Genomic DNA, 24574 nt, shown 5'->3' with positions numbered 1-24574 from the left:
TAATTTCCAAAGAAATGGATTTGTTGGATATGGATTCAAACGAATAAGGTTCTTCAAAAGAATCAAAATCTTGCAGAGTCATTCTTCTCTTAGAATGGTTTGATTGTTCAACAGGCATGCCTTGTCTATTTGTTTTCGTTGTTGCACATAGGATTGAGCAACTTGCAAGAGAAACTCTTCTTGCCCTATCCCCGCATTTGCTGCCATTTGTACGACTCTTTGCTTGAATTCATGATCTGCATGAAAAGTTAATGGCTCTACTACATTACTTTTAAAGTAAATACCCTCTACATAAGGAAGTATCGTGCCAGATTTCATATGAGAATGTAAGTATTTAACCTCTTCTTGAAATTGCAGTGGATCTACTTGTAATACGAAAGGCTTAATTTCCAATTTGATAGTATCTGATGAAGTACCTAAGGTTTTTTAAATAAAAAAGATACATACCCTCGTTTTGTAATTACCGCTTTTGTAATGAAAGGTTCAAAGAAGTAATCATGTTCCTTATAAGTGGATAGAAGGAATATTCCCTCATCATCTGTAAGAAACCTCCATATGCACCGTTCATCTCTATTACCCTTGCTGTTTTTCCAGTATGTTGATTTGTTAACAATTGATATAAATATATCTCTTCTTGTTGAATCTTCGTAATGAATGTTTTTCGTTCTTTTGTTTTAGTTTTTTCATAATCAAGCATAAAAATCTCTAGCTCTTCTTCATCGATAAGATAGACTTGTTTTCCATGTTTTTCACCCATTGTCGCGGGTAATTTTCCAGATTTGATGTATGTAAAGATAGTAGATGGTGCAACATTCAAAATTTCAGCTACTTCTTTCGTGCTAAGGTCTCTACCCTCATTTTTATTTTACTTTTTATCGCAAAATTACTATATGAAATAAGTTATTCACTACTGAAATATATCTATTTACTAATAAATTGCAAAAAATATATGTATAAGTAGATGAGAAAGAATATCATGTTGTGTAGAATCTAAAAAATGAATTCAGTTTAAATGATAACAAAAAGAAGTGACACCACGAAATTTAATATGTAATAAGACGAAAGCGTAGCATATCCCCTGATAAGGATATTTAAGGAGAAAGGTATAAAAATAAAGAATAGGGGTCTACTTCCGGAATGAATTATAATTTCACGTACCAAACTGTTTATTAAATAAAAATATACAAACAATAAGGGTTGCTTCTTTTCTCCTTTTTTCGATACAATAGACATATAGAATCTACAATAAGAAAGGTGACTCTCTTTATGAATCAACCTTTAGTGAATTTACGAATTGATTTTGCTTTTAAGCAATTATTTGGTGTACAAGGACAAGAGGAATTACTGATTTCTTTTTTAAATGCAATCTTGCATGATTCCTTATCTACATCGATTGTATCCTTAAAAATTGAAGACCCACATTTACATAAAGAATATGAAGAAGATAAATTATCCATACTAGATATATTAGCTACACTTCAAGATGAGACCAAGGTAAATGTAGAAATCCAGTTACGAAATACACAAGAGATTGTAAAACGTTCCCTGTATTATTGGAGTAAATTGTATACATCTCAATTAGAGCAAGGAATGCCTTATCGTTCTTTACGAAAAACGATTGCGATTAATCTATTAGATTTTGATCTCTTTCCTCAATATGATGATATGCATACAGTCGGACAATTTTGGAGTCAACAACACAAGGAAGTGTTACTCGAAGATTTGGAAATCCATTTCATTGAAATTCCGAAATTGCTACAGCAATGGAGAGAAGAAAAAATTAATCCGTGGGAAAATGAATTCGCTCGTTGGTTACTTTTACTACCAGCGCATGAAGATGAACATTTAACCCACACGTTGGAGGATATAGCCATGAAACAAGATCCAATGTTACAGAAGGCAATCCACAAATGGGAAAATATGAGTCAGAGTAGCTCTTTCCGTCTCGCATATGAAGCACGGGAAAAAGTGTTATTTGATGAACAAGCGAAATTAGCACATGCACGTGAGGTTGGTATAGAAGAAGGTATGGAAAAAGGAAAACAAGTAGGGAAAGAAGAAGGGCTTCAAGAGGGTATAGAAAAAGGGAAAATCCAACTTATTCGAGGCATGCATAAAAATGGCATGGATATCGAAGATATTGCGAAGTTTACGAATATGGAACTGTCGGAAATACGCCATATTTTAGACAAGTAAAGTGTACCGTACACTTTGTAACAAGGTTAGATGATTCTTTAGGACCATCTGAACCTGAAGAACTAATACTGAAAAATAAATAGAATATTCAGAAAACTTAGATCGAATGAATCCAGTTATGTTATAATTAGCGTAACCGATATACTGTACTACCTTTTGCTCCCTGATTTGTATAACAAGTCAGGGAGCTTTTCGTATGCTTCCTGTTCTACGATTCTTTTTTCAGCAGATTCCTATATAAAAGTATTAGATTGAAAATATTGGAATTTTCGATATTTTTGTATATAAGAAAAAATAGTGATGACGACTATTCTTTCTCCACCGCGAGCGGTTCAATCGTTACATTTTTAAAGGTAAACTTATATTATTTTAGTATGTCATAGAAATTGTTTCTTTTCAAATTATTCTCCATGTGAATATTGATTTGCATATTCTACATAACGCTTTACTGATAAATGAGAAAGGAATCCAGTTTTTTTTATGACTTCCTCTGTAGACATGTTTCTTTCTAGACAGCGTAGAATATAGGTATTCCGTAAGTGCTGTGCTGAAATTCCTTTTCTCAGTTGCGCTCTGGCTACTTCTAATCGAATCATCTTTTGTACAGCAATGGCTGTTAGTGCTTTCGGAGCATCATTGTCATACACCCAACGAAATGTCTCTCGTTTAAAATCAAATGTAACCAATAACGAATCTGTACTGTGATATCTAGGACGAACTAGTTCAGGTATCGTTTTATAGTACGTAAATAAACATATTTTATCCTCTTCCTTTAACATGATCCTTCTCTCTTTCCCTTTGTTATGTAAAACAGTAATCCTGTTTTTCCAAAGTGCACCTGTTGCATCTGTAACGATACGAGTTCTTGTAGTGTGAGCCCATAATCCAAAAGAAGTGATAGGATGGATACATTTCGATCTAGGAGAAGCGGTCGAATGGAAAGTTGTTCTTCTGACAATCCTTCAGAAGAAGTAAGAATGTTTTTCAGCTTTTTCTCTTCTTCCTTCGTAATAAAGTCCTCCTTCCGTAGGGCCCGATTCGGTGGAGTGATTCCCTGCATTTCTACAATAGGACTTGGAATATCCAAGAACTGATACAATTTCTTTCACACGACTGCAATACGATGAATGGTTCTCTCTCCATCCTTTCGTTTGTATATGAGCTCCTGAAAATAGGCTTCAAAATCCTCTTTATCTAGCTTGTTCCATACGTTCTTTCCTTGAAAACGATTCGAGGTTTGCAGCCATCTTCCAAAGTCCTCAATATCATAGACATATCGTTTAATTGTGGATGCTTTTCTTCCACGACTAGCTAAAAAGAAAAATTTTGTAAGGTATCCTCAAATTCTTTTCTATTCATATACCTATCACCTCACTTTTTCTGTACAATTTTCATTTCAGCTTAGCTGGGTATTTCCAATCTCGCTTATCTTGTTTATCAGGTTTTGTTTTTGGCTTCTTTCGCTCTATTTTGTTCTTCACCTGATTTTGTTGTTCGAATGTATCTAACTTTGTTTGCATTTTCTCCATTTGTTCTTTTACTTCTTTAAGTTCCAACTTGATTTCTGATAACAACCTTAAAATTGCATCACCTTTATTCATAACAACCGCCTTATTTCAGAAGATGAATATTTTCTCAACGTATAATAGATTGAATCTTCTGTTTTATTAGGTATAATTAAGAAGAATAACTGTCATTATTTCCTTCTCGAAGGACGGACTATGCCAATAGAACCGTTCTTTTTTTATTATTTTTTACCAATCTAGTCTAATTCTCTCACATCATAATGAAAGAGTCCATTACAACAAGTAATGGACTTCCATTAAAATCACAAAAAGTAGCTCTTACTTTATCCTTCATGATTAATATCAACTCGCCTGTTTAATTGGTATGATAGGTGGAATTGAAATAGACAAAGGATAACTGCGAGTTTCTCCCATCATATTTTTTGCTACCACATGATACATATAAGATTGCTCAGGCAGGATATTTAAATCTGTAATAGTAGATGCCGTAAAGGTCTGGATTTTTTGGTTATTTTTATACAAATCGTATGCAGTCGCATTTTTCGCTGCTATATTAAATTTGATTTCAGAAGAATTTATATCTGTCGCTGCCATCTGCACACCAAATGGTGGATATTGTTTTTGTGAAGGTTTAATCACGTATGCTACACTATTTGACATGTCTAATAATGTCTGATAATGCATATATGCATATCCGTGGTCACCAAATTTTGTCCCCCAGCTATTTCTTACAATGAACCATTGGTTTGTTTCATCATACCCCACTACAACAAGAGCGTGTCCCCCTCTGGACTTCTTTTCTGTAACAGGTGGTACAATTCCGGATGTAGGAGTTGCATCAAAGTTGGGGTATACATGTATTCCCACTAAAACAGGGTCTTGATTGGCTACTGCTTGCTTTATATCAGCAAGCATATTTGCTTGACGTATAGCTTGATAGGAACTAATTTTATAAGGCACTGCATTTTTTTGCTGTAGAGCTGTAAGGGGTTCTTTAAATTGGTTTGTATTTTCTGGATTTAAATCATACAAGCGTTCTGTTTCTGGAGGTACGCCTTCTTGTTTTAAAATTTGAAAGGCGGATTCGAAATACATACCATCCTTTGGTCCACTTGGATAATAAATATAAGAGGGCGATAAATACGTAATGTCTGTTCCACGTGCTCCTGCATCTTTTGCAATATAGTATTCTCTTAAAGCAGTTGTAGCAAATGGGACACATGTACCAAACTTCCCTTGACTTCGTACTTCTGGAAAATATTCACGTAAATCGATGCGATTGGGAAGAATATTTGGATTTTGAATTCCCTGTTGTTTTTGTTTGGTTGCTTCTTGTTTTGTGAGATAAGAAATAGATGGTGTATAATCAGGTATATCTTCTTTCATTTTAGTATCTTTTAAACCCAATCCATACGTAGAGAAATCATTTGGTTGAAATGATGTTTCTGTTTCAGCATGTACAACTGGCGTAAACAACAAACCGATAATTCCGACTAATAATGTTATCATAAAAAAAATAAACGTATTCCCCTTCATAAAATTCCCCTCTCCAAATGTATTCCTTTTTCGTAAACTAAAAATTTAGTTACGCACTAAATATATAACAAATGAAATGTATAAACTAGATTACATAAGTTGATAAATAGTTTATTCCCGAAATGGTATGGTGAGGCCTTATATTATAGTATCTGCAAAATCAATTAAAAATCCCACTGCCTAATTAGGCAGTGGGATTTTTAGATTACTCATTGTGAAAGTGTAAAGTGAATTCGTAATATTTAAAATAAATATTATCAATTTACTTTATTTTACACTCATGACAAAATATAATTATGCTAAATTTTTCTTTCAATCTTTTCCCTAATAAAGATTGAAGCCATTCACAATGTTTAGCTTGAAAAAGGAAAGCTCATTTCTTGTAAAAGAATGAGCTTTTTCTTTACTCTTTTTCATACATATTCTATCATATAGTTTACGATATTACTACATTATTCTTATGTGTTTTCTTAGGTTTATCATGTATTACTATTTTTGGAGAAACAATAAACATATACACTATGTCAAAAACGATGGTTTTTGATAATTATATTTTTTGATAAATGATAAGATAAAAAACTAGGTAAACTCGTTATCAAAAGTATTACCAAAAACAAATTAACATTAATGCACCTTTTTGATAAAATTAACTTCATGAGGAGGTTATGTTTCATGCAAAATCATATATACGGCTATGTCAGGGTCAGTACTCAACAACAAGATTTGATTCGTCAATTAGATTTATTAAAAACTTGTAAATGTACGGAAATTCTTACCGAAAAAATATCTGGAACAAAAAAAGATAGACCTGAATTAATGAGATTAAAAGATAAGATTCGAACCGGTGATACTTTAATTGTAGAAAGCTTTTCAAGATTAGGAAGAAGTACCAAGGATTTAATTGAACTCGTTGAGTATTTTGAACAAAAAGGTGTAAAGCTCATTAGTTTAAAAGAAAATTTTGATACACAAACACCACAGGGAAAACTCATGTTAACTGTTTTCCAAGCATTTAGCCAGTTTGAACGAGATCTAATCGTCCAACGGACGAAGGAAGGATTGGAAAGTGCTAGAGCTAGGGGAAGAAAAGGTGGCCGCCCGAAGGTAAAAGAAAAATACATTGAAAAAGCGTTAAATCTATATGCCTCTAAAGAATATAGTATTAGTGAAATAGTTGCTATGTCTGGAATTAGTCAAGCTACTTTATATCGATACATAAAAGAAAAGGGGATAAGAGATAAGGTACATCCTATTGGAAAAGAAAAAATAGCCAAAATTAGAATGTGGCTTAGAATAGAAAATAATAATAAATTTGTTAGGGGAAAAAGCAAGGTACGAAAAGAGGTGGAGCAATATCTTCGATATGATTTTAATATGGAAATGAATTCATCTAACGAATATGTATTTTTCGTTCCCTACAAAGATATTTATGATTTAACAAAACAGGTTGAAGATATTATCTGTGAGATTGCAAATACTGCTGATTGGAGAAATTGTTTTATTGAAGCAGACACGTATTGTGATGAGTTAGATTTATATTGGTAAAATTTTAAAGGGTTTGGATTCCTATTGCCGTTTTTGTTCCATTATTACACAAACGCCTAATAAAAGGAGATACCCTCGTTGTAACAAGAATGGACCGACTAGGACGGAATACAATTCAATTACTACAATTTATTGAACATCTTCATAAAAAAGGCATACACTTTGCTGTTTTAAATTTAGGAATTGATACAAGAACTCCAACAGGAAAATTCTTTTTAACAGTTATGTCAGCCTTTAGTGAGTTAGACCGAGAAATGATTAAGGAAAAACAAATTGCTAGAATCAAACTTGCAAAACAAAAAGGAGTATATCATGGGAGAATAAAAAAATATACGGAACAACATGCAGGGATGAACCATGCGATTGAATTACGCCAACAAACGAAGAAAACGATTAAAGAAATTTATGCTATCACGGGTGTACGTCAAGCTGCGTTATATCGGAAATTAAGAGAATTGAAAAAAGATGAAAAGACGACTCTTTAATATAGAAAAGAATCGTCTTTTTATGTAAAAATATTCCTTAACGTACAATTTTCTTTTTTCGGTCGTGTGACCCCTAGTAAGTCTAAGGAACATTCTCAACAAGATAAGGAGGCGGCAGCACAAACACAATCGGCGCAAAATCAAGAGACGCCTCAAAAACAAGGGGAATCAAAAGAAGTAAGTTCTGAGCAACCTAAAAATTCACTCACAGTTACTGCGATAGGCGATTCTGTTATGATTGATATTACTCCGTATTTAAAAAATACTTTTCCTGATATTAGGATTGATGCGCAAATTGGTCGCCAGCTGTCAAAAGCGATTCCGGAAGTTGAACAGTTAAAAAACGAAGGGAACTTAGGAAACTATGTCATTATTGGATTAGGTACAAATGGAGCCTTTACTACGGAGCAACTTGTTTCATTAATAAAATTAATTGGAAACGAACGTAAAATCATATTTATTAATACGAGAGTACCACGTCCGTGGGAATCAATCGTGAATGAGAGACTGAAAATAACGGCATCTGAATATCCGAATGTAACTCTAGTTGATTGGTATACAGCAAGTGCTGGAAAGAGAGACTACTTTGCACCTGATGGTGTGCATTTAACCAAATTAGGGGCACAAGCATACGCAGCACTTGTAGCCCAAGCGGTGAAGCAATAATAGAATATGTTTTATTAATTTTTGGTTCCACCCCATTGCTATCAAGCTAACAAAAAAATACCCCCTAACAAGAAAAAATACGCTATTCTTTTTGTAGAAACATAGGAAAGGATGGCGTTTTTATATGTCTATTTCTATATCTGATGAATTACAACTATTTGCTCAAGATATTCAAAGATTTTTATCTCCAAATGCCTTACAAGATCTTGCTAGAAATGTTGGTTTTGTTCAGAAACTGAGTAAGTACCAAGCAAAGGATTTAATCGCTTTATGTGTGGATGAGTGAAAAGGTTGCTACGGCGTCTTTAACTCCGCTATCGTGAATTTAATGCATTCGATGTATCTGTAAACAGTTCACGTGGTAATTTAGATTTTGATAATGGGGCACTCCTCATTTAGAAGCAACAGAGTGTAAATATGATAGTGATTCTTGGAAACCTCATGATGGTGTAAAGGGAGATATTGCTAGCATGTTATTTTATATGACTGTTCGGTATGAAGGGGACAATGGAGAAATTGATCTAGAACTAAATGATAGAGTGAACAACAATACGTCTCCTTATATGGGACGAATATCGGTCTTACTACAATAACATGAACAAGATCCCGTGGATAATTTTGAACGAAGGCGTAATGAGCTTATTTATACAAAGTATCAACAGAATCGGAACCCATTTATTGATCATCCTGAATGGGTACAGCAAATTTGGAGTTCATAGGTAAACTCATACTAAAATATTTACATAATCGCTAGTACGTTAAAACCCTTTGAAAAACTGAAATCGTTTTTCAAAGGGTTTTATTTTTTAATATAATGTGAACATATTATACACAGTATGCTGATAGATTTCTCCGTTTGTTTTAAAAGATCCAGAAAACGTTCTTGTCTCCGGTACATATCTTCCCCCATTTATTTCTGGATATACGGATGTTTGTTTACAGGAAAAAACAAGATTCAAAGGGAGTTGAAACGAAACATTTCCATTTTTATCTGTTCGTTTCTTTGCATAGATTGTATTGTCCTTTTTATTATAGATTGTAAATTCTACATCTGCTAGATTGTTTCCAGGATAATACTTAAATCCCCCAGGCTCACTATGATCATATTTCCATTCCATGGCTGTCAATGTAATTTCTAATGTTCCCACTTCATTTCTTTGTGTTTGTAGAGATGGTTCACTAGCTGCTTGTACATGCTGCGGTGCCGCTGTACTCAACAGAAGTGCGCCTGCTGCAATAGGTACAGCTAAAAATCGAAGTGCATATTTTACGGTTTTGTTCATTCTATTTCCTCCTCAATATATGAAATGGATTGTTCCTAACAAACATCCATGTTCTCACTTTGTCTCCCTCGTAACAATTCCATTTTTTTAAAACATCTATCATTATGAGTGATTCACCTTCCATTCTTTTCTGTTTCCCCGTGAATCGACCATATGGAGGGATTACACTCTCAATCACATGCGACTTAAATATTTTATTAACAACACTTTAGTTACATCATAAATAAATTTCATATGACATACAAGGTTCTATCTACATTTCTCAACTTATGCATATTACGAATCAGAAACAACATCTCCCTGTGTAGAACCGTTTAAAGTCGAAATAACGTAGATAAATGGTGATTTTATGATACTTATTTTAACCTAAGGAGGTGTTTGTTATTTTTCCTATTTATGTCCTTAACATGACATGTAGACAAGAATCAAAAAAATAAAATCTCAGATTTTGTATGAAACATACAGAATATAAGATTTTATTTCTCATGTTTTAGGTTGTTGACACCAAATTTCATCCTCTCTAGACTAAATATAAGATCACATCCGAATTCATATTCAAAGCTTACCAATCTATAAAATTGGCAAGTGACATTTAAGGGAGGCGTTACCAAGTGACATTGCTAGAAAATATATTGACACATAATGAAACGTTTGTACAAAAACAAGAGTACGAACCTTTTGCTACAACCAAATTTCCAAATAAAAAATTATTGATTGTGACGTGTATGGATACCAGATTGTTAACATTATTACCACAGGCATTGGGCTTACAAAATGGGGATGCCAAAGTCATAAAGAACGCAGGCGCTGTGATTTCCCATCCTTTTGGTAGTATGATGCGGAGTATCATACTGGGCATTTATGAATTACAAGTAGAGGAAATTTGTGTGATTGGTCATGAAGATTGTGGTATGGCGGGTTTGCAAGCTGAGCCGCTATTAGAAAAGGTAAAACAGCAAGGCATTGATTCCACTTGCATTCGTACATTACAACATGCAGGCATTGATCTATCTACATGGTTAACCGGTTTCCGAAACGTACAGGAAAGTGTTCAACATAGTGTAGAAATGATACGCCAACATCCTTTATTACCACCTTCTGTACCTGTTCATGGACTTGTCATTCACCCCCAAACAGGTCATTTAGAAGTCGTTATAGAGGGATATTCCTACGCACATACAACAAGTCCTTAAATACATGCAGGAAGAGGAGGAAAATGATGAGATTTTCAGGCAGATATGCTGGATATAACCTTGCTAACTTACAAAAAGATATGCTGGCAGGATTGGTTGTCGGGATTGTAGCGATTCCGCTTGCGATGGCCTTTGCCATCGCTTGTGGGGTACGACCTGAATATGGTATTTATACGACGATTATCGCAGGAATTTTCGTATCCATATTTGGTGGTTCAAAATATCAGATTGCGGGACCCACAGGTGCATTTGTACCGATTTTACTCGGTATTGTGATGCAATATGGCTATGAAAACTTATTAATTGCTGGTTTTATGGCAGGAATGTTACTTATTATCATGGGTGTTTGCAAACTAGGAAGGTTTATCACCTTTATTCCGCGACCTGTCATGATTGGTTTTACAACGGGGATTGCTGTCATTATTTTCTCTGGACAGATTGCAAATTTTTTAGGGCTTCATCACCTGGAAAAGCAAGAAACCTTTTTTTATAATATGAAAGAAATTGGAACAAATATCGCAGAATTGAATCCATATAGTATCCTTACCGCTTTTCTTTGCTTAGGAATTGTGATCGCAGCTACAAAATGGTTACCTCGAATTCCAGGCGCATTATTAGGCTTGGTCATTTCAAGTTTGATCGCAACTCTATTATTTCCGAATCAAATCGAAACGATTGGGACTACATACGGCGATATTCCACATCAGCTACCAGACTTTCAAATGCCTGAATTTACATGGGATACTGTCCTTATGTTACTTCCAGCAGCTTGTATTATTGCAGCATTAGGTGGGATTGAATCATTGTTGTCTGCTATGGTGGCAGATAACATGGCAAACAGCAAACATAATAGTAATAAAGAACTGGTGGGACAAGGAATTGCGAATATGGTGACATCCTTATTTGGCGGCATTCCTGCGACCGGTGCCATCGCTCGAACTGCAACAAATATTAAAAATGGAGCGACTTCGCCAGTATCAGGCATGATACATGGAATAGTAGTATTATTGGTGTTAGTATTTCTGTCTCCGCTTGCTTTTCATATTCCACTGGCTAGTATGGCACCGATTTTAATGGTTGTTGCTTGGAATATGAGTGAGCAGGATGAGTTTATTCATATTCTAAAAACAAAAACGGGGGACACGCTGGTCCTTGTATTGACATTCCTAGTAACTGTTTTCACAGATCTTACAACTGGCGTAAGCGTGGGACTACTTCTTGCGTTTCTTTTATTCATTGGAAAAATGAGCAAATCCTTACGTGTTCGAAAAGCGTTGCCAGATCCAGTAGATTCCTATGTCAAGTCAGAAATCGTTGAAAATGGGAAAAATTGTCCGCAAATCGGTATCTTCAACGTAGAAGGTCCCTTATTCTTTGGTACCATAAAAGAATTCGAAACATCTATAGAAGCATCCTTACAATCTAACACTCACATCCTTCTTCTACGTATGGGAAACGTTTCTTTTATGGATACTTCGGCAGAGTCTGCAGTAGAAGACATTCGAAAAAAAATAATTGAAAAACAAGGAACCCTTTTGATTTCAGGTATCCAGCATCAACCGAAAGACATATTCTATCAAACAGGGTTATACGAAAGGATTGGAGAGCAACACTTTTTCACGCGTACAGGATTAGCATTAAACTTTGCACTACAAGAATTAGAGCTATCCACATGTAAGGGCTGTAAACAATTTGCGTTTCAAGAATGTACAACACTTTCTGAACCATCTGGCGAAACAGAATCAGATAAGAAACGTTCTCCAATGGAAATTAATATGTAAATCATGAAGTAACTCTATAAGTATATAGGGTTCTGTTGCCAAGTTTGAGAAAACATAGACCTGCATACAAAATCCTATTGTAGTTTAAGCAGATTTGAATAATTCCTGTAACGCATTGTATGCCGAAAAGACGGAGTCTGATGAAAGACTTCGTCTCTGTTTATATAGAGCTTGAATCGTTTGCATCCCTTTTAGGGGTAATGACAGGGTTGCTGTCATAGACCGTAAAGTAAGTTTTAAATAAAGAATACAACATTATGATTGTTGGTACAGGAACATCCGGTATTGGGAAATCTACATTTATTACAATAATTACTAGTTTAATTGAATTACCAGAAGGATAAAAAGTGCACGGTGCACTTTTGGAAAATGTTTGTGGTAATCATTTTGGGAATGATTTTTGGTAACGACTTAACCTATTTAAATCGAGAATCCTAATAAAGATTGAACAAGTTACAAAAATTATGGTTTTTGGTAACTGATTTTAGTACTTTATTCATTTACTTTGCGGTTCATAGCCAGAACCCTGCCACTACCCCCATTAAGATGCACGTCCCTTTCGCTATACAAGGTTTTATAAAATGGTGCCTAGTCCTTCTACATTTAAAAATATTAAAGTACGAATCCAAAATCTCTTCCTATGTATAATCTTCTTATCGTTTCATCTTCAAAATCTATAATGAATGGACAAAAAAGAAAAACCGCAATCTGTATGAAAGCGTCTCTTCTTTGTACCTAAACTTACAGACAACGGAAAGGAATTCACATTCACTTGCATCTTAACACACACCCACATCGACGAATATTGAGAAAGTTCTACATGTATGATAGATACATAGAACGAAGGGATTTCATTAGTTTGCTTTTACAACTACTGATGACGCTTGATCATTCCATGTTCTTTCGCCATCTCCCATACTATAATCTGTTAAATCGACACTAGTACCATTATTCGCTATAGCTAACGCACGACCTTGTGCATTCTTATGCTCATAAAGGGTTGTATAATTACCGAATTTATGTGTCCATACGGAAGACACCTGATCATTACTACTTGCACTAAAGTTCGTTATCAGTATGGGATTTCTACCTGCATTCGCATTAAATTTTGCCCCCTTCAAGTTAGTATCATGATAAAAAGTAGAATAAATTTGGGAAGAAGATTGTAATAATTTTGGAAAAGCTGGCGCAATGGGATGTTCTTTTAAATAGGATTCGAACGCTATTTGACTATCAAATCCAATGATTGTCGGCTTTGTATTGTCTTTGCTTGGGATAGCAACTTGATAAGGTTGAGATACCGTATCTGCATGTGCTGATGTATGTGATACTACAAACAGTATGGTCCCCGTTAATAACGCAGTAAAAACTACACCTACCTTACGTTTCAAAATTATCACTCCTATTTGTTTTATACGTACTCGCGTAGTATACAATGAATTTAGGCTTCTTATCAGCCTCTCTTCATATTTCTCAACAAGAGATGCTATAAAATACCGGTGGCTTGCCTCTCCATAGACAGCGTTCCTAATGTGCTACTGTAAATCATCCTTTCTACAACCCCTTTTATTACGAATCGAAATGCTTTCATAAAAAATTCACTCCAGCAGGGAATGTGAAAAAGGACGGCGAATGATAATGTTTGTTTACAGAAGGAAAACCTTGAGAAGAGAATTTCTTTGTAGCTGTTTTTCTGTCCAATCTATTGTTTAGAAGAAAAAACGCATCCCGCTGTAAATACACACTGTGTGTGAACGGTATAACATGCGAATACTCCGTTAAATGGGGAGAAAATAAACGTGAGGAGGGACATACCATGACTGTGAAAAAATTGCATTTTTTATCTGTAGGATCATGTTTTCTAGATCAATCCGCCGTGAATCTAACGTTACCACCAGGCAAATTACTTCGCATGCCTGTCTGGTCTTTTTTACTAGAAACACAGAGGGTCCAGTTGTAATTGATACGGGAATGCCAGATACTTTTATCAGCAATCCCAAATATTATAAAGGAACGAATCGAGAAAATCGAGTCGTTCCTCACATGTTCGAGAAAGATTCCATCGTGAACGCAGTCCAACGTGTTGGGTATCAGCCAGAAGAAATCCAAGTTGTTATTAACTCTCATTTACATGTCGATCATTCTGGAGGAAACAAACATTTTCGTCATAGTTCCATTGTCATCCAACAAGCAGAATATGAGGCTGCAATCGGGAATGAAAATTATGCTCCATTAGAATGTAGACTACCAGATTTACAATATCAGATGGTTACAGGGGATCATGAGTTGCTTCCAGGTGTACAACTCCTTTTTACGCCTGGGCATTCTCCAGGACATCAATCTATTCTGGTTACAACAGAAAAATCTGGACCCATCCTTTTAACGATCGATGTTGCTTACACGAAAGAAAATTTTGAAAAGGACATTCCCTTTTTCGGATTTGATCAGAAAATGGCAAAACAATCCATTCTATGTATGCATGATGTCATTCGAGACATACACCCAACATTGGTTTTTTTCGGACATGATAGAGAACAAGCGCAGCACGTACGTTTATTTCCACACTATTGATTCCTCGAATAGAAAATAACATGCCATTCTTTTCTTATATTTGGTGAGAAAAGAATGGCATGAAATATAAGACATTGAGAAATTTAAAATTGCTTACTACTTATCTAGTATTAGTTCCTGTTTTTTCTCATTGTTTTTCCACCGAAAAGAGCGAAGCATACGTGGATGTCCTTTCCAGTTCATTCATCTAAAACGATAAAAAACATACAATCTCATCCATGTAGCAAGAAAAAACTTCCTTTGCATTGTTACTGATTTTCCACTGTTGTATGAGACAATACGTTTTTTCTTTGCAAATCATGTATGGTATGCCAAATCCCTTGTTGAAAGGATGTGGTACGTATAGGACCAATCCATTTTTCGTATTTGTCGCCACTTAAGGTAAGTGGCTCTTTTGTTAAATATAACATTTCTACAATTTCTCTCATTACGGGAATAAACATTCCGAGTAACGATAGTCCCATACGGCCCAGCGGAATAACAGGTTTGGAGTACCCACTAGCCTGACGTGCAATTCGTACAATTTCCTGACCTGAAATAAGGCCCGCACCTGGAAGATTCCAATTTTCGCCCCTCCCATAGGCTGTGTCCCGAACAGCCAGCTCTGTAATCATGAATGCTGCATCTGGTAAGTAAATAAATTCTCGTGGGACGTGCATATTCCCAATAAAAAATGCCATCTTTCCACAAGCAATTGCTTGGAGGGTCGAACCGAGGTAAGAAGCTTCGTTTGCGGTGGGTCCATAGTAATCTGGTAAACGAACAATCATCACGGGTACCTTGCCCTACCTCTTTTCAAGTAACATTTGTTCAAAAGCCAGTCTTGTTTTCTCCTTCTTGGTATGTGGTCGTTTCGGATGATTCTCAGCAACCCGATCACTTTGTCTTCTTCCATAAGGATAAATGCCATCGACTACAACTACTTTTACTCCTAATTGATTCGCCGCCCCCATTACCGATTCTCCTAACGGAATTAATTTGTTCTCCATTTCATGATAGGGAACATTTGCACAATGAAATAAAACATCCGCGTCCTCAGCCGCCTTTACGATATCATCTTGACAAAACGCATCCCCTGTTACAATCGTTACATGTTCGGGATTTCCAATTTTTATTCGAAGTTGTTCTAATTTCTGAAGGGATCTCCCAAACAGAATAGTAGGGATACCTCGCTTTGCTAATTCTTCTGTAATCGCCGCTCCCGTGCCACCAGTAGCTCCAACCACAATCGCCTTTTTCAATCCAATCACCTCTTTCTTAAAATAGGGATAAAAATGAAACATAAAATAAAAAGAACAGATTACATAGTCCGTTCTTTAAAAAGATAATCATAGAGATTGACTTTAATCATAACCTAAAATACAGAAAATTCAAACTTATACTTATCAAACAAAGATTGACAGAAAAGATGTATGCAATATTTCTGTTACCTACATAATTCTCATCCGAACAACACACGCTACTATACATACCAATTCTTAACAGAAGGAGTGTATATGAAAAGTAGTCTAAAACTCATTTCTATAGTTTTCCTTTTTTGTCTATTGTGTGCTTGTGCGGAACGAAGAGAAATTGAAGAATTAGGATTTGTTGTTGGCGCCGCTTATGATCAAGCACCAGGGGAGGGAATCAAAGGAACCTATCAAATGGTATTACCCAATACACTTAGTACCTCAGAGCGTGGTACATCTACACAAAAAAATTATATTAATTTAAGTGCTACAGGAGAAAGTATTTTTGCTCATTTCCGCATGATTGCAAAAAAAATTAGTCGACCTTTATTTTTCCCACACATACAAGTCATTATTTTCTCTGACAAACTCTTACAAACACCGTATATGTTACAACATATTTTAGATGTGTACACACGTGACGACGCAATGAGAAGAAATATTCGACTCTTTGTATCGAAGGGGAACGCCGAACATATTTTAAAGCAAAATGCAGGTCCGGAGTATTTACCTGCCAAATACGTTGAAATGTTATCAGAACATACACAAAAAAACGCACAAATGGTAGAGAAAAAACGAATTGGTGATATTCATAGTAAGATTCTTGCCAAGAAAAGCTTTATACTGCCAGTTTTATTGCAAACCAAACAAGGAATAGCATTAAGTGGGGCCGCTTTGTTTAGCGGAAAAGATAACCGTTTCGTTACAATTTTACCTGCAAAAGATACAGCCTCCTTAAATTACATGACTGGTTCGCAGATAAGAGGAATTTTTACCGTTTTAAAACAGAAACAACTTATCACTTTTGAATTTCAACGTGTACATCATCGTATGAAAATAGATGTTACGAATCAAACTCATCCTAAAGTAGATATATACGTTATGGTAGACGGGAAATTGGCAGAGATTCATTCCTCTTTACAGCATCAATTTTCACTACAGCAATTGAATAACTTACTATCGAAAGAAATGGAAAAACAATTACAAAGTACGATACAGCGTATACAAAAACAATATAAATTAGATGTCCTCGAAATAGGAGATGCATATCAGCGTAAAGACTATAAAAAATGGAAAACGATAGAGAAGAATTGGGAAAATGGAAAACACTATTTTACTACGTGTCAAATTCGCATTCATGTAAAACCAAACATGACACAATCGGGTTCTACATTACCAAAATAGTACGCGAGGAGATCTACACGGAACTTTTATTTCATGATTTCTTTTTTACACCACCATATAAAAATCAATAGGAGTATAACAATAATGAAAGGGTTCTGTTGCAAAGTTTGAAAAAAATATAAACTCGTTTGCAAAATATAGTTATAGTTTAAGCAGTTCTGAATAGCTCTTGTAATTCCTTGTACGTCGAAAAAGAGAAGTCTGGAAGACTTCTCTTTTGTTTGTATATCGCATGAATAGTTTCGATTCCTTTCAAGGTACGTGAAGCTTGACGAAGACTTTGAAATCCTGCGGATTTAGCAAAACGTCGCTTGATATGTCTATGATCTTGTTCGATGCGGTTATTCAAATGCTTAACGGTGCAATGTTTTGTATGCACATAAAAACCGTTATGTTTCAGTTTTTTGAACGCACAAAGTAGAGCAGGCGCCTTGTCTGTTGTGAGAACCGTCGGTTCTCCAAAAGCTTTCGCTAACCTTTTCATAAACGTATAGGCAGCTTGATGATCTCTTGTTTTACGAAGTTGAATATCCAATGTATGCCCTTCTTGATCAATCGCGCGATAAAGATAACGCAACTCCCCCTTGACTTTGATATAGGTTTCATCTAGATGCCATAATAATTGAGCAGTTTTGTTTTTCTTTTTCCAGATTTGATACATAAGATTACCATATTCATGTACCCAACGCATGATTGTTGTTGGATGAACTGATATTCCGCGCTCTTTCAAGACTTCAGATACATCACGATAGCTTAAAGAAAAACGACAATAGTAGCCGATGGCTACCAAAATAATATCTTTCTTGAATTGTTTTCCTTTAAAATATCTCATGCGTCATGCTCCTCGCATCCTTTTTCTTACATTTTAATTTCACTTAGAAAACTTTGCAACAGAACCGAAAAGACGATCAAAATTGTTCAAAATTACATCTCTAATTTTGCAAAGATATAACGTTGGGGTGCTGTTTTCTTTGTATTATTTATTGTGTTGCTTCCATACGCCATGATTTTTATAATAGGTGTTCCGTCCATTCATAAAATCAGCCGTATGACCAGGAATACTATATTTTTTATTCTTTTTTCTCACTTTCTTTTCCAAGCGCCTTTCTTCTCGCATCACTTGGATATCCGCTTTCCATTCTTTAAGTGCATTCTTTTTACTCCGCATTATATATAAACCCCTTTATTGCGCGCGCATACACAAAAAGCCCCCCTATCATGCAGGTTCTTTCCTAGAATGCAAAAAATAACTCTTACTTTACTTTTTTCAATTATTATCATAGCGAATTAGCATGATAAAGCCTAGAAATTCTTCAACATATAGCATTTCTATTTTGTCCAAAAAACAGACAAAATGTTAGCGTCCAATTTATATAATAAAAAGGAATATTGCATTGCACATTTTTGATACTGTAGTTTCATTGCATTGGACTTAATAAACGAGAAGAAATAGGTTATGTTGATAGATGGACTGAATTGTTTTGATTCCTTTTGTAGAAGTAGTAGGCGTTTCTCAAGTCAATGCATCTAATTTATTGTGTGTACCTGTAGAAAAAGCACCTGTCGTTACAACCAATAATTCATATGAATTGGTCGTGACGACCAAACTTTCTCGCTGTCAGTTCATTTGTGGCGCTAATATCCTATTGTAAGACGTTTTAAATTAAGTTGAATAGCAAAACGAACAAATCGATTACTAACCGTTTATAAAGGTTTTAGATACCTTTAAATAAAATAGGTGTTTTTCGTAGGTGGAATACAACTCCATATACACTGTATACTCCTTATTTCGATTGATTATCCTCTGAATCAGCGGAGGGGGATTAAAAAGAATAAGATGCTCTATGAGTTATTTGTGTCGAAAATTGTAAAACAAGCTATTTTAGCGCCGGAATTAGTTTCATAAACAAAATATGTTTCTTTTGTTATCATAAGGAAAAAGAAACATAGGGGAGAATGGAAGATGAATGCAAAAGAAACGAGAATTCAAATTATAAATATACAAGAACAGCATTGCCGTGGATGTGAATATCTATTCGGTTCTTATCAACATTGCATTGCAAATTGTAAATGGGGGAAAGAAGTATACCAGTTAGGAAAGCATTTGTCTGGGGAGGAAAATGTGAGAGCAAAGAATGCAGAATGGAAATGGGATCAATTGTGTGAGGATACGGTTCAGTTACGGAATACAGGAATGGGATATGTGGAAATTGCAAAACGGTTAAAATGTCGCGCCAGTAGTTTACGTGAGCATTTGAAAAAGCGTGGACTATATGAATGATGTATCAACGATGTTATAAGAATATGGATGGTATTTAAAAGTGCATAAAAAGCTTGCAATGTTAGCATGCGGTATTTTTGCTCATCTGTCAGTTCTTATTGAGAGACATGCTAGTGGGTATGGAAGGAAGTAAATTTGCTTCAATAAGATGAACATAAGCCGTATACTAGCCAAACGAAGCCAAAACCTGAGCTTAGGTTTTGGCTTCGCAACATATGATGCATGCAAACTTAGGTGTTATTTTTTTATATTAATTTTTCCAATGGTATTAAATTCATCATCAGGTTGTAAGGAACGAGTTAGTTCATTACAACGTAAAATTTTCCCATCTTTCAATTCAAAAATCGCTATGATTTCTACGACACCACTATTCCCATTTTTCTTCTTTACATGAATCTCATATCTTAGCGTTGCTGTTTGCTTCTCTTCATCAAATAAAAAGTCATAAAAAGGTGACAATTCCAGTGTGTCTACTATACTTTTAAAAGTTTCCATGTGAGTATGAAACCCTTGTATATTCACCTCTGTACCATCTGTAACTTGCATATATTGGTCACTAAAATAATCTGATATTTTATATAATTTCAAATTTAAGATAACATCTTGATACACTTGTTTTAGAAATGTATAAGCTTGTTCTTTATGCAACATGATCACTCCTTCCATATTTCATTTGTCCATGCATTTCAAAAGGGGATAATAATATCTAATCTTACTTCATCAAATGTATCAAAGAGATGATAATGGTTCTCTGCTTTTTGATGAAGTTTTTCATAAATGGAGGCTAATTGGCTTTCAGAAATAGTCACAATAGAATACATCAATTTCTAGCACCTTCTTTTTATTACCATCTTGATTGCCTTTATAATCGCTAGTTTAGAGACATGTAATTTGCTTGAGAATAACATAGAATTTGTTAGATGTTTTTATAAAAAACCCCCTTTATTTATAATTTGTATGAAATGAACCAAGTTTATTATATTAGAAAAACATATTGTCCTTATAGCTAAATGATTGAGAAATAAAGATGTCTTGTAATCTATATGTAACAACTTTTAATTACATATAGGGTGCATGGCGCTTAAAATGAATGTGTAAGATCATGCATATTCCGAAGGGATAAACTTTTTAGGAGCAATGTAATTACAGACCAGTAAATATTCGAGGGTAATAAAAAATAACTTTAAAATTCAGAATTTTTAATTTGTTTTTTCTCAACATTTGAATTAAAATAAACCTATATTCTATCATTCTCACAGAAGGGATTAAAAAGAGATGAAAATGGTCTTATGTTCATTGTTAGAAGAGTTGCTGCAAGACTATGAGAAACATCACTCACGTATGTATTTTATGTTCAAACAAGACGAAGGGGACTATGTTTTTACTGATGTGAATCAGGCATTATTACAAACTGTTCATCAACAAAGAACTGATTTTGTAGGACAAACCATAGATACTGCACCGCATCTTGGAGATGAAGCCACAAGGAAAAAATTAAAAAACATTTATCCATTAGCTTGGTCCGGAAAAAAAGTGATTTTTTACTGTTTTCCAGATCGTAATGTAGATATATTTGTAATCACATATCTTGAACCTCAATATGAAAAGGGAAAAGTGGTACAAGTGAGGGGGCGCTGTGCATCCTTTGATAAAAATGAATTTCATGATACGTTACAACATCTTGAAGAGTTTGTCACTTTTGAAATGGTACCTGAATAATTCACAGTAAGTTCCTTCTCCCATCACATATATCAGCTGTGTATGTGCGAAGTCATAGTGAGCGCGATTATTTTCTCAACAAAAATGTTAGGTACATATGATAGAATCAATCTAGATAGGAATTTTATGTATATTTGTCAGTATATCAAGAGATGTTATTAAAATTAAAGTGGTTATCAAGTCAAAGGAAGACACTCATGAGAGTGTTTTTCTTTTTCCAAAAATAATGAGTGCTAAGAAAAAGAGTATGTAATACATATATACTCCTTATCCATATGCTTTTCTAGGGACCTTTAGCTCAGTTGGTAAGAGCAGACGGCTCATAACCGTCCGGTCGTAGGTTCAAATCCTGCAAGGTCCATCACTATTTGTATACCTTTCTTATTAGAACATGCATGGGTATGGACAATCCTAGTCCAAAAACGATTACATGGATCATGATAAGCTTGAAAATGAATATATGTAACAAACAGAAAAAGGTGCTCCTAGGGGCACCTTTTTCTGTTTATAGAATTTTAATATATATTACTTCTCAATATATATAGAACGTATAATCGTACGTGTGTACGGATGCCCCGCTTTATTTTCCTTTTCACATCAATGGTAAAATTGTATACACCTGAGTGCTCTATATGCTGTAACGTGGTAGATAGCGTATGTGCATTTACTTGCTGCACGCCATCAGATTGTGAAATCAGTGTACCTGTCTGATCAACAACTCGAACCGTCATAGAGACGTCCTCCGCTTCAACTGGTTTTTTATCAGCAGATTGGATTTGCAATTTTACTTGATTTGCTTCCATCTTAGCGGGTATTTTCAAATGGAAAGGTGCTTCTTGTTGATACTGTACCATCGCTAAATAGGCATCTTTCTCTTCCGTATTCATACGTATCGTCCAGTCTCCCAATTCCATACTTTTTAGTTGAAATGTATGAATAAAGGCCCCTTTAAAAAAGGTATCATCACCCGTTGTTACTACCGCATCCTGTTTGTTGTAAACCTTCCCTGATGGTGAAATGAGTTGTATCTCTATTTGTTTACTCGCAGTCAAAATGGATACGGTTGCGGGTGTCAACGTATCCACAGAAAACACAGCGCGATTTTCTTGATGTGGGATTAGTTCTCTGCCTACAACCGTTTGGTTTTCTGTCGGTCCTAACTCTGTATAGGGCTCATTCTTAGAAGGCGTGGCAGACGGTGACCATGCTGGCCCCATTTTTTTCGTTTGTAAGTAAGGTTCTATGCGAGAAAAGACGGCACTTCCCGTTCGAACGCCACTGTCTCTGTATACGCTAACTTAGGAAATGGATTGTGTTGTTCTTGTTTCTTTCTCATTGCTGAAATATATATTGAATCCATAGCTGAATTTTTTCTTGCAGGAGCATAATTTTCTGTATTTGTTCTTCTTTTTTATTTCTTTTCATTACGGTTCACCTCATTCTATTTCCATATCAAAAAACCTCTCAAAATGATTTTTTAAGAGGTTGGACACAAGTCGGGAATTCATGGATTCTAATCGTATCATACGGGATTCTCACAGTTCAAATGTTTTTTATTTTCTTGAAAAAATCGTTACATGTGTGATACCCATATTGACCTACTTAGGAGGTTTTCAGATGCAAAAACGCATCTGTTCTCGTACCGTTATCTTGCAATAATTTTTTGAGCGGAATTATATAAATCATTCACAAGTTTATCATATTCACACCTTGTAATCTGTTTCATATATAATTGAACTAATAATTCCTTATGAGCTTTTGAAAATGCCATTTTGTCAATCCATTTGGGATACATACAACGCTTCGTTCCATTTCTGTTTGAACATTCTGTCACAATGAATTATCTTATATAGATATCCCACTACAATCAACTGAAATTTCTACGAAAACAAAAGAATTTTTCTCTTTGTTATATTGCTCTTCCAATCTAAATTCTGTTAGCAATCCATTGTATATGTATACATTGTTATAATTGATAATAAGCAAAAACTATTAGATCAAGCAAACAATTAAGTCTTATGCTGTTCAAACAAATCAGAGTGCGCCAGAATAGAACGCAGGAGATATCAATTAAAAAGATAATTTATTTTATCATTTAGTTTTTAAAAATGTAGATAAAGAAAAATCATATTTAGTACAGTACAAAGAAGACAATGGTATAAGGGTTGCGTCCTCTCTCCAGTATCCGCTACAATAGAGATAGAATACACACAAAGAAAGGTGACTCACTCTATGAATCAACCTTTAGTAAATTTACGAGTCGATTTTGCTTTCAAGCAATTATTTGGTGTACAAGGACAAGAGGAATTACTGATTTCTTTTTTAAATGCAATCTTGCATGAATCACTATCTACACCGATTGTATCCTTAAAAATTGAAGACCCACATTTGCATAAAGAATATGAAGAAGATAAATTATCCATACTAGATATATTAGCGACACTTCAAGATGAAACCAAGGTGAACGTGGAAATCCAGTTACGAAATACACAAGAGATTGTAAAACGTTCCCTGTATTATTGGAGTAAACTGTATACATCTCAATTAGAGCAAGGGATGCCCTATCGTTCTTTACGGAAAACGATTGCGATTAATCTATTAGATTTTGATCTCTTTCCTCAATATGATGATATGCATACAGTCGGACAATTTTGGAGTCAACAACACAAGGAAGTGTTACTCGAAGATTTGGAAATCCATTTCATTGAAATTCCGAAATTGCTACAGCAATGGAGAGAAGAAAAAATTAATCCGTGGGAAAATGAATTCGCTCGTTGGTTACTTTTACTACCAGCGCATGAAGATGAACATTTAACCCACACGTTGGAGGATATCGCCATGAAACAAGATCCAATGTTACAGAAGGCCATCCACAAATGGGAAAATATGAGTCAGAGCAGTTCGTTCCGCCTTGCATATGAAGCACGCGAAAAAGTGTTATTTGATGAACAAGCGAAATTAGCACATGCACGTGAGGTTGGTATAGAAGAAGGGATGGAAAAAGGGAAAATCCAGCTTATTCGAGGTATGCATAAAAATGGCATGGATATCGAAGATATTGCGAAGTTTACAAATATGGAACTGTCGGAAATACGCCATATTTTAGACAAATAAAGTGTACCGTACACTTTTTCACAAGGTTAGATGATTCTTTAG

Annotated in this window: 17 protein-coding genes, 1 tRNA gene and 10 pseudogenes; 14 read left to right on the top strand and 14 right to left on the bottom strand. The window is 35.0% G+C overall.

Annotated elements, in window-relative coordinates:
* Positions 1 to 78: 78 nt before the first annotated feature.
* Positions 79 to 414: pseudogene (locus F3I02_RS34820) on the bottom strand (hypothetical protein); the annotation flags it as partial.
* A gap of 5 nt (positions 415 to 419) precedes the next feature.
* Positions 420 to 850 (bottom strand): annotated as a pseudogene (locus F3I02_RS34815) (helix-turn-helix domain-containing protein); the annotation flags it as partial.
* Between the two features lie 416 nt (positions 851 to 1266).
* Between F3I02_RS34815 and F3I02_RS03300 the strand changes: the two are divergent.
* Positions 1267 to 2196: an Rpn family recombination-promoting nuclease/putative transposase gene (locus F3I02_RS03300; RefSeq protein WP_196477596.1), complete on the top strand. Its 930-nt coding sequence runs from the start codon at positions 1267 to 1269 to the stop codon at positions 2194 to 2196.
* 401 nt (positions 2197 to 2597) lie between these two features.
* On the opposite strand, the pseudogene F3I02_RS03295 reads toward F3I02_RS03300, so the two are convergent.
* From F3I02_RS03295 to F3I02_RS03285, 3 genes and pseudogenes are all read right to left on the bottom strand, one after another.
* Positions 2598 to 3555 (bottom strand): annotated as a pseudogene (locus tag F3I02_RS03295) (tyrosine-type recombinase/integrase).
* A 32-nt stretch (positions 3556 to 3587) separates the two neighbouring features.
* Positions 3588 to 3797 (bottom strand): hypothetical protein, encoded by a 210-nt coding sequence (locus tag F3I02_RS03290; RefSeq protein ID WP_196477595.1) that lies wholly within the window; start codon positions 3795 to 3797, stop codon positions 3588 to 3590.
* A gap of 267 nt (positions 3798 to 4064) precedes the next feature.
* On the bottom strand, positions 4065 to 5258 hold the full coding sequence (locus tag F3I02_RS03285) for a C1 family peptidase (protein WP_196477594.1): 1194 nt from the start codon (positions 5256 to 5258) through the stop codon (positions 4065 to 4067).
* A gap of 672 nt (positions 5259 to 5930) precedes the next feature.
* Here F3I02_RS03285 and F3I02_RS03280 point away from each other — a divergent pair.
* The 5 genes and pseudogenes from F3I02_RS03280 to F3I02_RS03260 form a co-directional block, all read left to right on the top strand.
* Positions 5931 to 6803, top strand: coding sequence for a recombinase family protein (locus F3I02_RS03280; RefSeq protein WP_196477593.1), 873 nt, complete (start codon positions 5931 to 5933; stop codon positions 6801 to 6803).
* A gap of 53 nt (positions 6804 to 6856) precedes the next feature.
* Positions 6857 to 7288, top strand: a pseudogene (locus F3I02_RS03275) (recombinase family protein); the annotation flags it as partial.
* A gap of 75 nt (positions 7289 to 7363) precedes the next feature.
* Positions 7364 to 7954: pseudogene (locus F3I02_RS03270) on the top strand (SGNH/GDSL hydrolase family protein); the annotation flags it as partial.
* A gap of 124 nt (positions 7955 to 8078) precedes the next feature.
* Positions 8079 to 8274 (top strand): annotated as a pseudogene (locus F3I02_RS03265) (IS4 family transposase); the annotation flags it as partial.
* A gap of 10 nt (positions 8275 to 8284) precedes the next feature.
* Positions 8285 to 8673: pseudogene (locus F3I02_RS03260) on the top strand (endonuclease); the annotation flags it as partial.
* 87 nt (positions 8674 to 8760) lie between these two features.
* Here the strand turns inward: F3I02_RS03260 and F3I02_RS03255 are convergent.
* Entirely contained in the window at positions 8761 to 9237 is a 477-nt protein-coding gene (locus F3I02_RS03255) for a SpaA isopeptide-forming pilin-related protein (RefSeq protein WP_196477591.1), read from the bottom strand.
* A 611-nt stretch (positions 9238 to 9848) separates the two neighbouring features.
* On the opposite strand from F3I02_RS03255, the gene F3I02_RS03250 reads away from it, so the two are divergent.
* Complete coding sequence (locus F3I02_RS03250) at positions 9849 to 10430, top strand: beta-class carbonic anhydrase (protein ID WP_196477590.1); 582 nt, start codon at positions 9849 to 9851, stop codon at positions 10428 to 10430.
* Positions 10431 to 10456: 26 nt separating this feature from the next.
* Positions 10457 to 12211 carry a SulP family inorganic anion transporter gene (locus tag F3I02_RS03245; RefSeq protein ID WP_196477589.1) on the top strand — a complete coding sequence of 585 codons (1755 nt, stop codon included), beginning with the start codon at positions 10457 to 10459 and terminating at the stop codon, positions 12209 to 12211.
* Positions 12212 to 12295: 84 nt separating this feature from the next.
* Here F3I02_RS03245 and F3I02_RS35090 read toward each other — a convergent pair.
* Together F3I02_RS35090 and F3I02_RS03240 are read right to left on the bottom strand one after the other, a co-directional pair.
* Positions 12296 to 12415 (bottom strand): annotated as a pseudogene (locus F3I02_RS35090) (IS6 family transposase); the annotation flags it as partial.
* 650 nt (positions 12416 to 13065) lie between these two features.
* On the bottom strand, positions 13066 to 13611 hold the full coding sequence (locus F3I02_RS03240) for a hypothetical protein (protein WP_308018386.1): 546 nt from the start codon (positions 13609 to 13611) through the stop codon (positions 13066 to 13068).
* 416 nt (positions 13612 to 14027) lie between these two features.
* Here F3I02_RS03240 and aiiA point away from each other — a divergent pair.
* Positions 14028 to 14782, top strand: a pseudogene (gene aiiA / locus F3I02_RS03235) (quorum-quenching N-acyl homoserine lactonase AiiA).
* 248 nt (positions 14783 to 15030) lie between these two features.
* Here aiiA and F3I02_RS03230 read toward each other — a convergent pair.
* A pseudogene (locus F3I02_RS03230) lies at positions 15031 to 16065 on the bottom strand (SDR family NAD(P)-dependent oxidoreductase).
* Positions 16066 to 16278: 213 nt separating this feature from the next.
* Between F3I02_RS03230 and F3I02_RS03225 the strand changes: the two are divergent.
* Positions 16279 to 17418, top strand: coding sequence for a Ger(x)C family spore germination protein (locus tag F3I02_RS03225; RefSeq protein WP_196477587.1), 1140 nt, complete (start codon positions 16279 to 16281; stop codon positions 17416 to 17418).
* Positions 17419 to 17566: 148 nt separating this feature from the next.
* On the opposite strand, the gene F3I02_RS03220 is transcribed toward F3I02_RS03225, so the two are convergent.
* On the bottom strand, positions 17567 to 18250 hold the full coding sequence (locus F3I02_RS03220) for an IS6 family transposase (protein WP_196477586.1): 684 nt from the start codon (positions 18248 to 18250) through the stop codon (positions 17567 to 17569).
* Positions 18251 to 18394: 144 nt separating this feature from the next.
* Positions 18395 to 18586 (bottom strand): hypothetical protein, encoded by a 192-nt coding sequence (locus F3I02_RS03215; protein ID WP_196477585.1) that lies wholly within the window; start codon positions 18584 to 18586, stop codon positions 18395 to 18397.
* Between the two features lie 795 nt (positions 18587 to 19381).
* Between F3I02_RS03215 and F3I02_RS03210 the strand changes: the two genes are divergently transcribed.
* The gene (locus F3I02_RS03210; RefSeq protein ID WP_065486709.1) at positions 19382 to 19699 is read left to right on the top strand and encodes a hypothetical protein; all 318 of its coding nucleotides are present in this window, start codon (positions 19382 to 19384) and stop codon (positions 19697 to 19699) included.
* A gap of 237 nt (positions 19700 to 19936) precedes the next feature.
* On the opposite strand, the gene F3I02_RS03205 is transcribed toward F3I02_RS03210, so the two are convergent.
* Complete coding sequence (locus F3I02_RS03205) at positions 19937 to 20350, bottom strand: nuclear transport factor 2 family protein (RefSeq protein ID WP_196477584.1); 414 nt, start codon at positions 20348 to 20350, stop codon at positions 19937 to 19939.
* 624 nt (positions 20351 to 20974) lie between these two features.
* Here F3I02_RS03205 and F3I02_RS03200 point away from each other — a divergent pair.
* Both F3I02_RS03200 and F3I02_RS03195 read left to right on the top strand, forming a co-directional pair.
* Entirely contained in the window at positions 20975 to 21418 is a 444-nt protein-coding gene (locus F3I02_RS03200; RefSeq protein ID WP_069356707.1) for a hypothetical protein, read from the top strand.
* 287 nt (positions 21419 to 21705) lie between these two features.
* Positions 21706 to 21779: transfer RNA gene (locus F3I02_RS03195), tRNA-Ile, on the top strand.
* A gap of 154 nt (positions 21780 to 21933) precedes the next feature.
* Here F3I02_RS03195 and F3I02_RS03190 read toward each other — a convergent pair.
* Together F3I02_RS03190 and F3I02_RS03185 are read right to left on the bottom strand one after the other, a co-directional pair.
* Complete coding sequence (locus tag F3I02_RS03190) at positions 21934 to 22635, bottom strand: hypothetical protein (protein WP_230876760.1); 702 nt, start codon at positions 22633 to 22635, stop codon at positions 21934 to 21936.
* A 428-nt stretch (positions 22636 to 23063) separates the two neighbouring features.
* Positions 23064 to 23252 (bottom strand): hypothetical protein, encoded by a 189-nt coding sequence (locus F3I02_RS03185; protein WP_196477662.1) that lies wholly within the window; start codon positions 23250 to 23252, stop codon positions 23064 to 23066.
* Positions 23253 to 23650: 398 nt separating this feature from the next.
* Between F3I02_RS03185 and F3I02_RS03180 the strand changes: the two genes are divergently transcribed.
* Complete coding sequence (locus F3I02_RS03180) at positions 23651 to 24532, top strand: Rpn family recombination-promoting nuclease/putative transposase (protein WP_086396175.1); 882 nt, start codon at positions 23651 to 23653, stop codon at positions 24530 to 24532.
* Positions 24533 to 24574 lie beyond the last annotated feature (42 nt).

This window comes from Bacillus sp. SRB3LM (assembly GCF_015712745.1).
Classification (GTDB): Bacteria; Bacillota; Bacilli; order Bacillales; family Bacillaceae_G; genus Bacillus_A; species Bacillus_A thuringiensis_K.
The sequence above is the reverse complement of the archived record's forward strand: the minus strand, read 5'-3'. Positions and strand labels throughout refer to the sequence as shown.

Bases quoted from the DNA above. Each gene is read 5' to 3' on its own strand.
- F3I02_RS03190 (WP_230876760.1), bottom strand. From the start codon at position 22,635: ATGGGGCCAGCATGGTCACCGTCTGCCACGCCTTCTAAGAATGAGCCC.
- F3I02_RS03285 (WP_196477594.1), bottom strand. From the start codon at position 5,258: ATGAAGGGGAATACGTTTATTTTTTTTATGATAACATTATTAGTCGGA.
- F3I02_RS03290 (WP_196477595.1), bottom strand. From the start codon at position 3,797: ATGAATAAAGGTGATGCAATTTTAAGGTTGTTATCAGAAATCAAGTTG.
- F3I02_RS03280 (WP_196477593.1), top strand. From the start codon at position 5,931: ATGCAAAATCATATATACGGCTATGTCAGGGTCAGTACTCAACAACAA.
- F3I02_RS03220 (WP_196477586.1), bottom strand. From the start codon at position 18,250: ATGAGATATTTTAAAGGAAAACAATTCAAGAAAGATATTATTTTGGTA.
- F3I02_RS03210 (WP_065486709.1), top strand. From the start codon at position 19,382: ATGAATGCAAAAGAAACGAGAATTCAAATTATAAATATACAAGAACAG.
- F3I02_RS03300 (WP_196477596.1), top strand. From the start codon at position 1,267: ATGAATCAACCTTTAGTGAATTTACGAATTGATTTTGCTTTTAAGCAA.
- F3I02_RS03225 (WP_196477587.1), top strand. From the start codon at position 16,279: ATGAAAAGTAGTCTAAAACTCATTTCTATAGTTTTCCTTTTTTGTCTA.
- F3I02_RS03205 (WP_196477584.1), bottom strand. From the start codon at position 20,350: ATGTTGCATAAAGAACAAGCTTATACATTTCTAAAACAAGTGTATCAA.
- F3I02_RS03245 (WP_196477589.1), top strand. From the start codon at position 10,457: ATGAGATTTTCAGGCAGATATGCTGGATATAACCTTGCTAACTTACAA.
- F3I02_RS03180 (WP_086396175.1), top strand. From the start codon at position 23,651: ATGAATCAACCTTTAGTAAATTTACGAGTCGATTTTGCTTTCAAGCAA.
- F3I02_RS03255 (WP_196477591.1), bottom strand. From the start codon at position 9,237: ATGAACAAAACCGTAAAATATGCACTTCGATTTTTAGCTGTACCTATT.
- F3I02_RS03200 (WP_069356707.1), top strand. From the start codon at position 20,975: ATGAAAATGGTCTTATGTTCATTGTTAGAAGAGTTGCTGCAAGACTAT.
- F3I02_RS03215 (WP_196477585.1), bottom strand. From the start codon at position 18,586: ATGCGGAGTAAAAAGAATGCACTTAAAGAATGGAAAGCGGATATCCAA.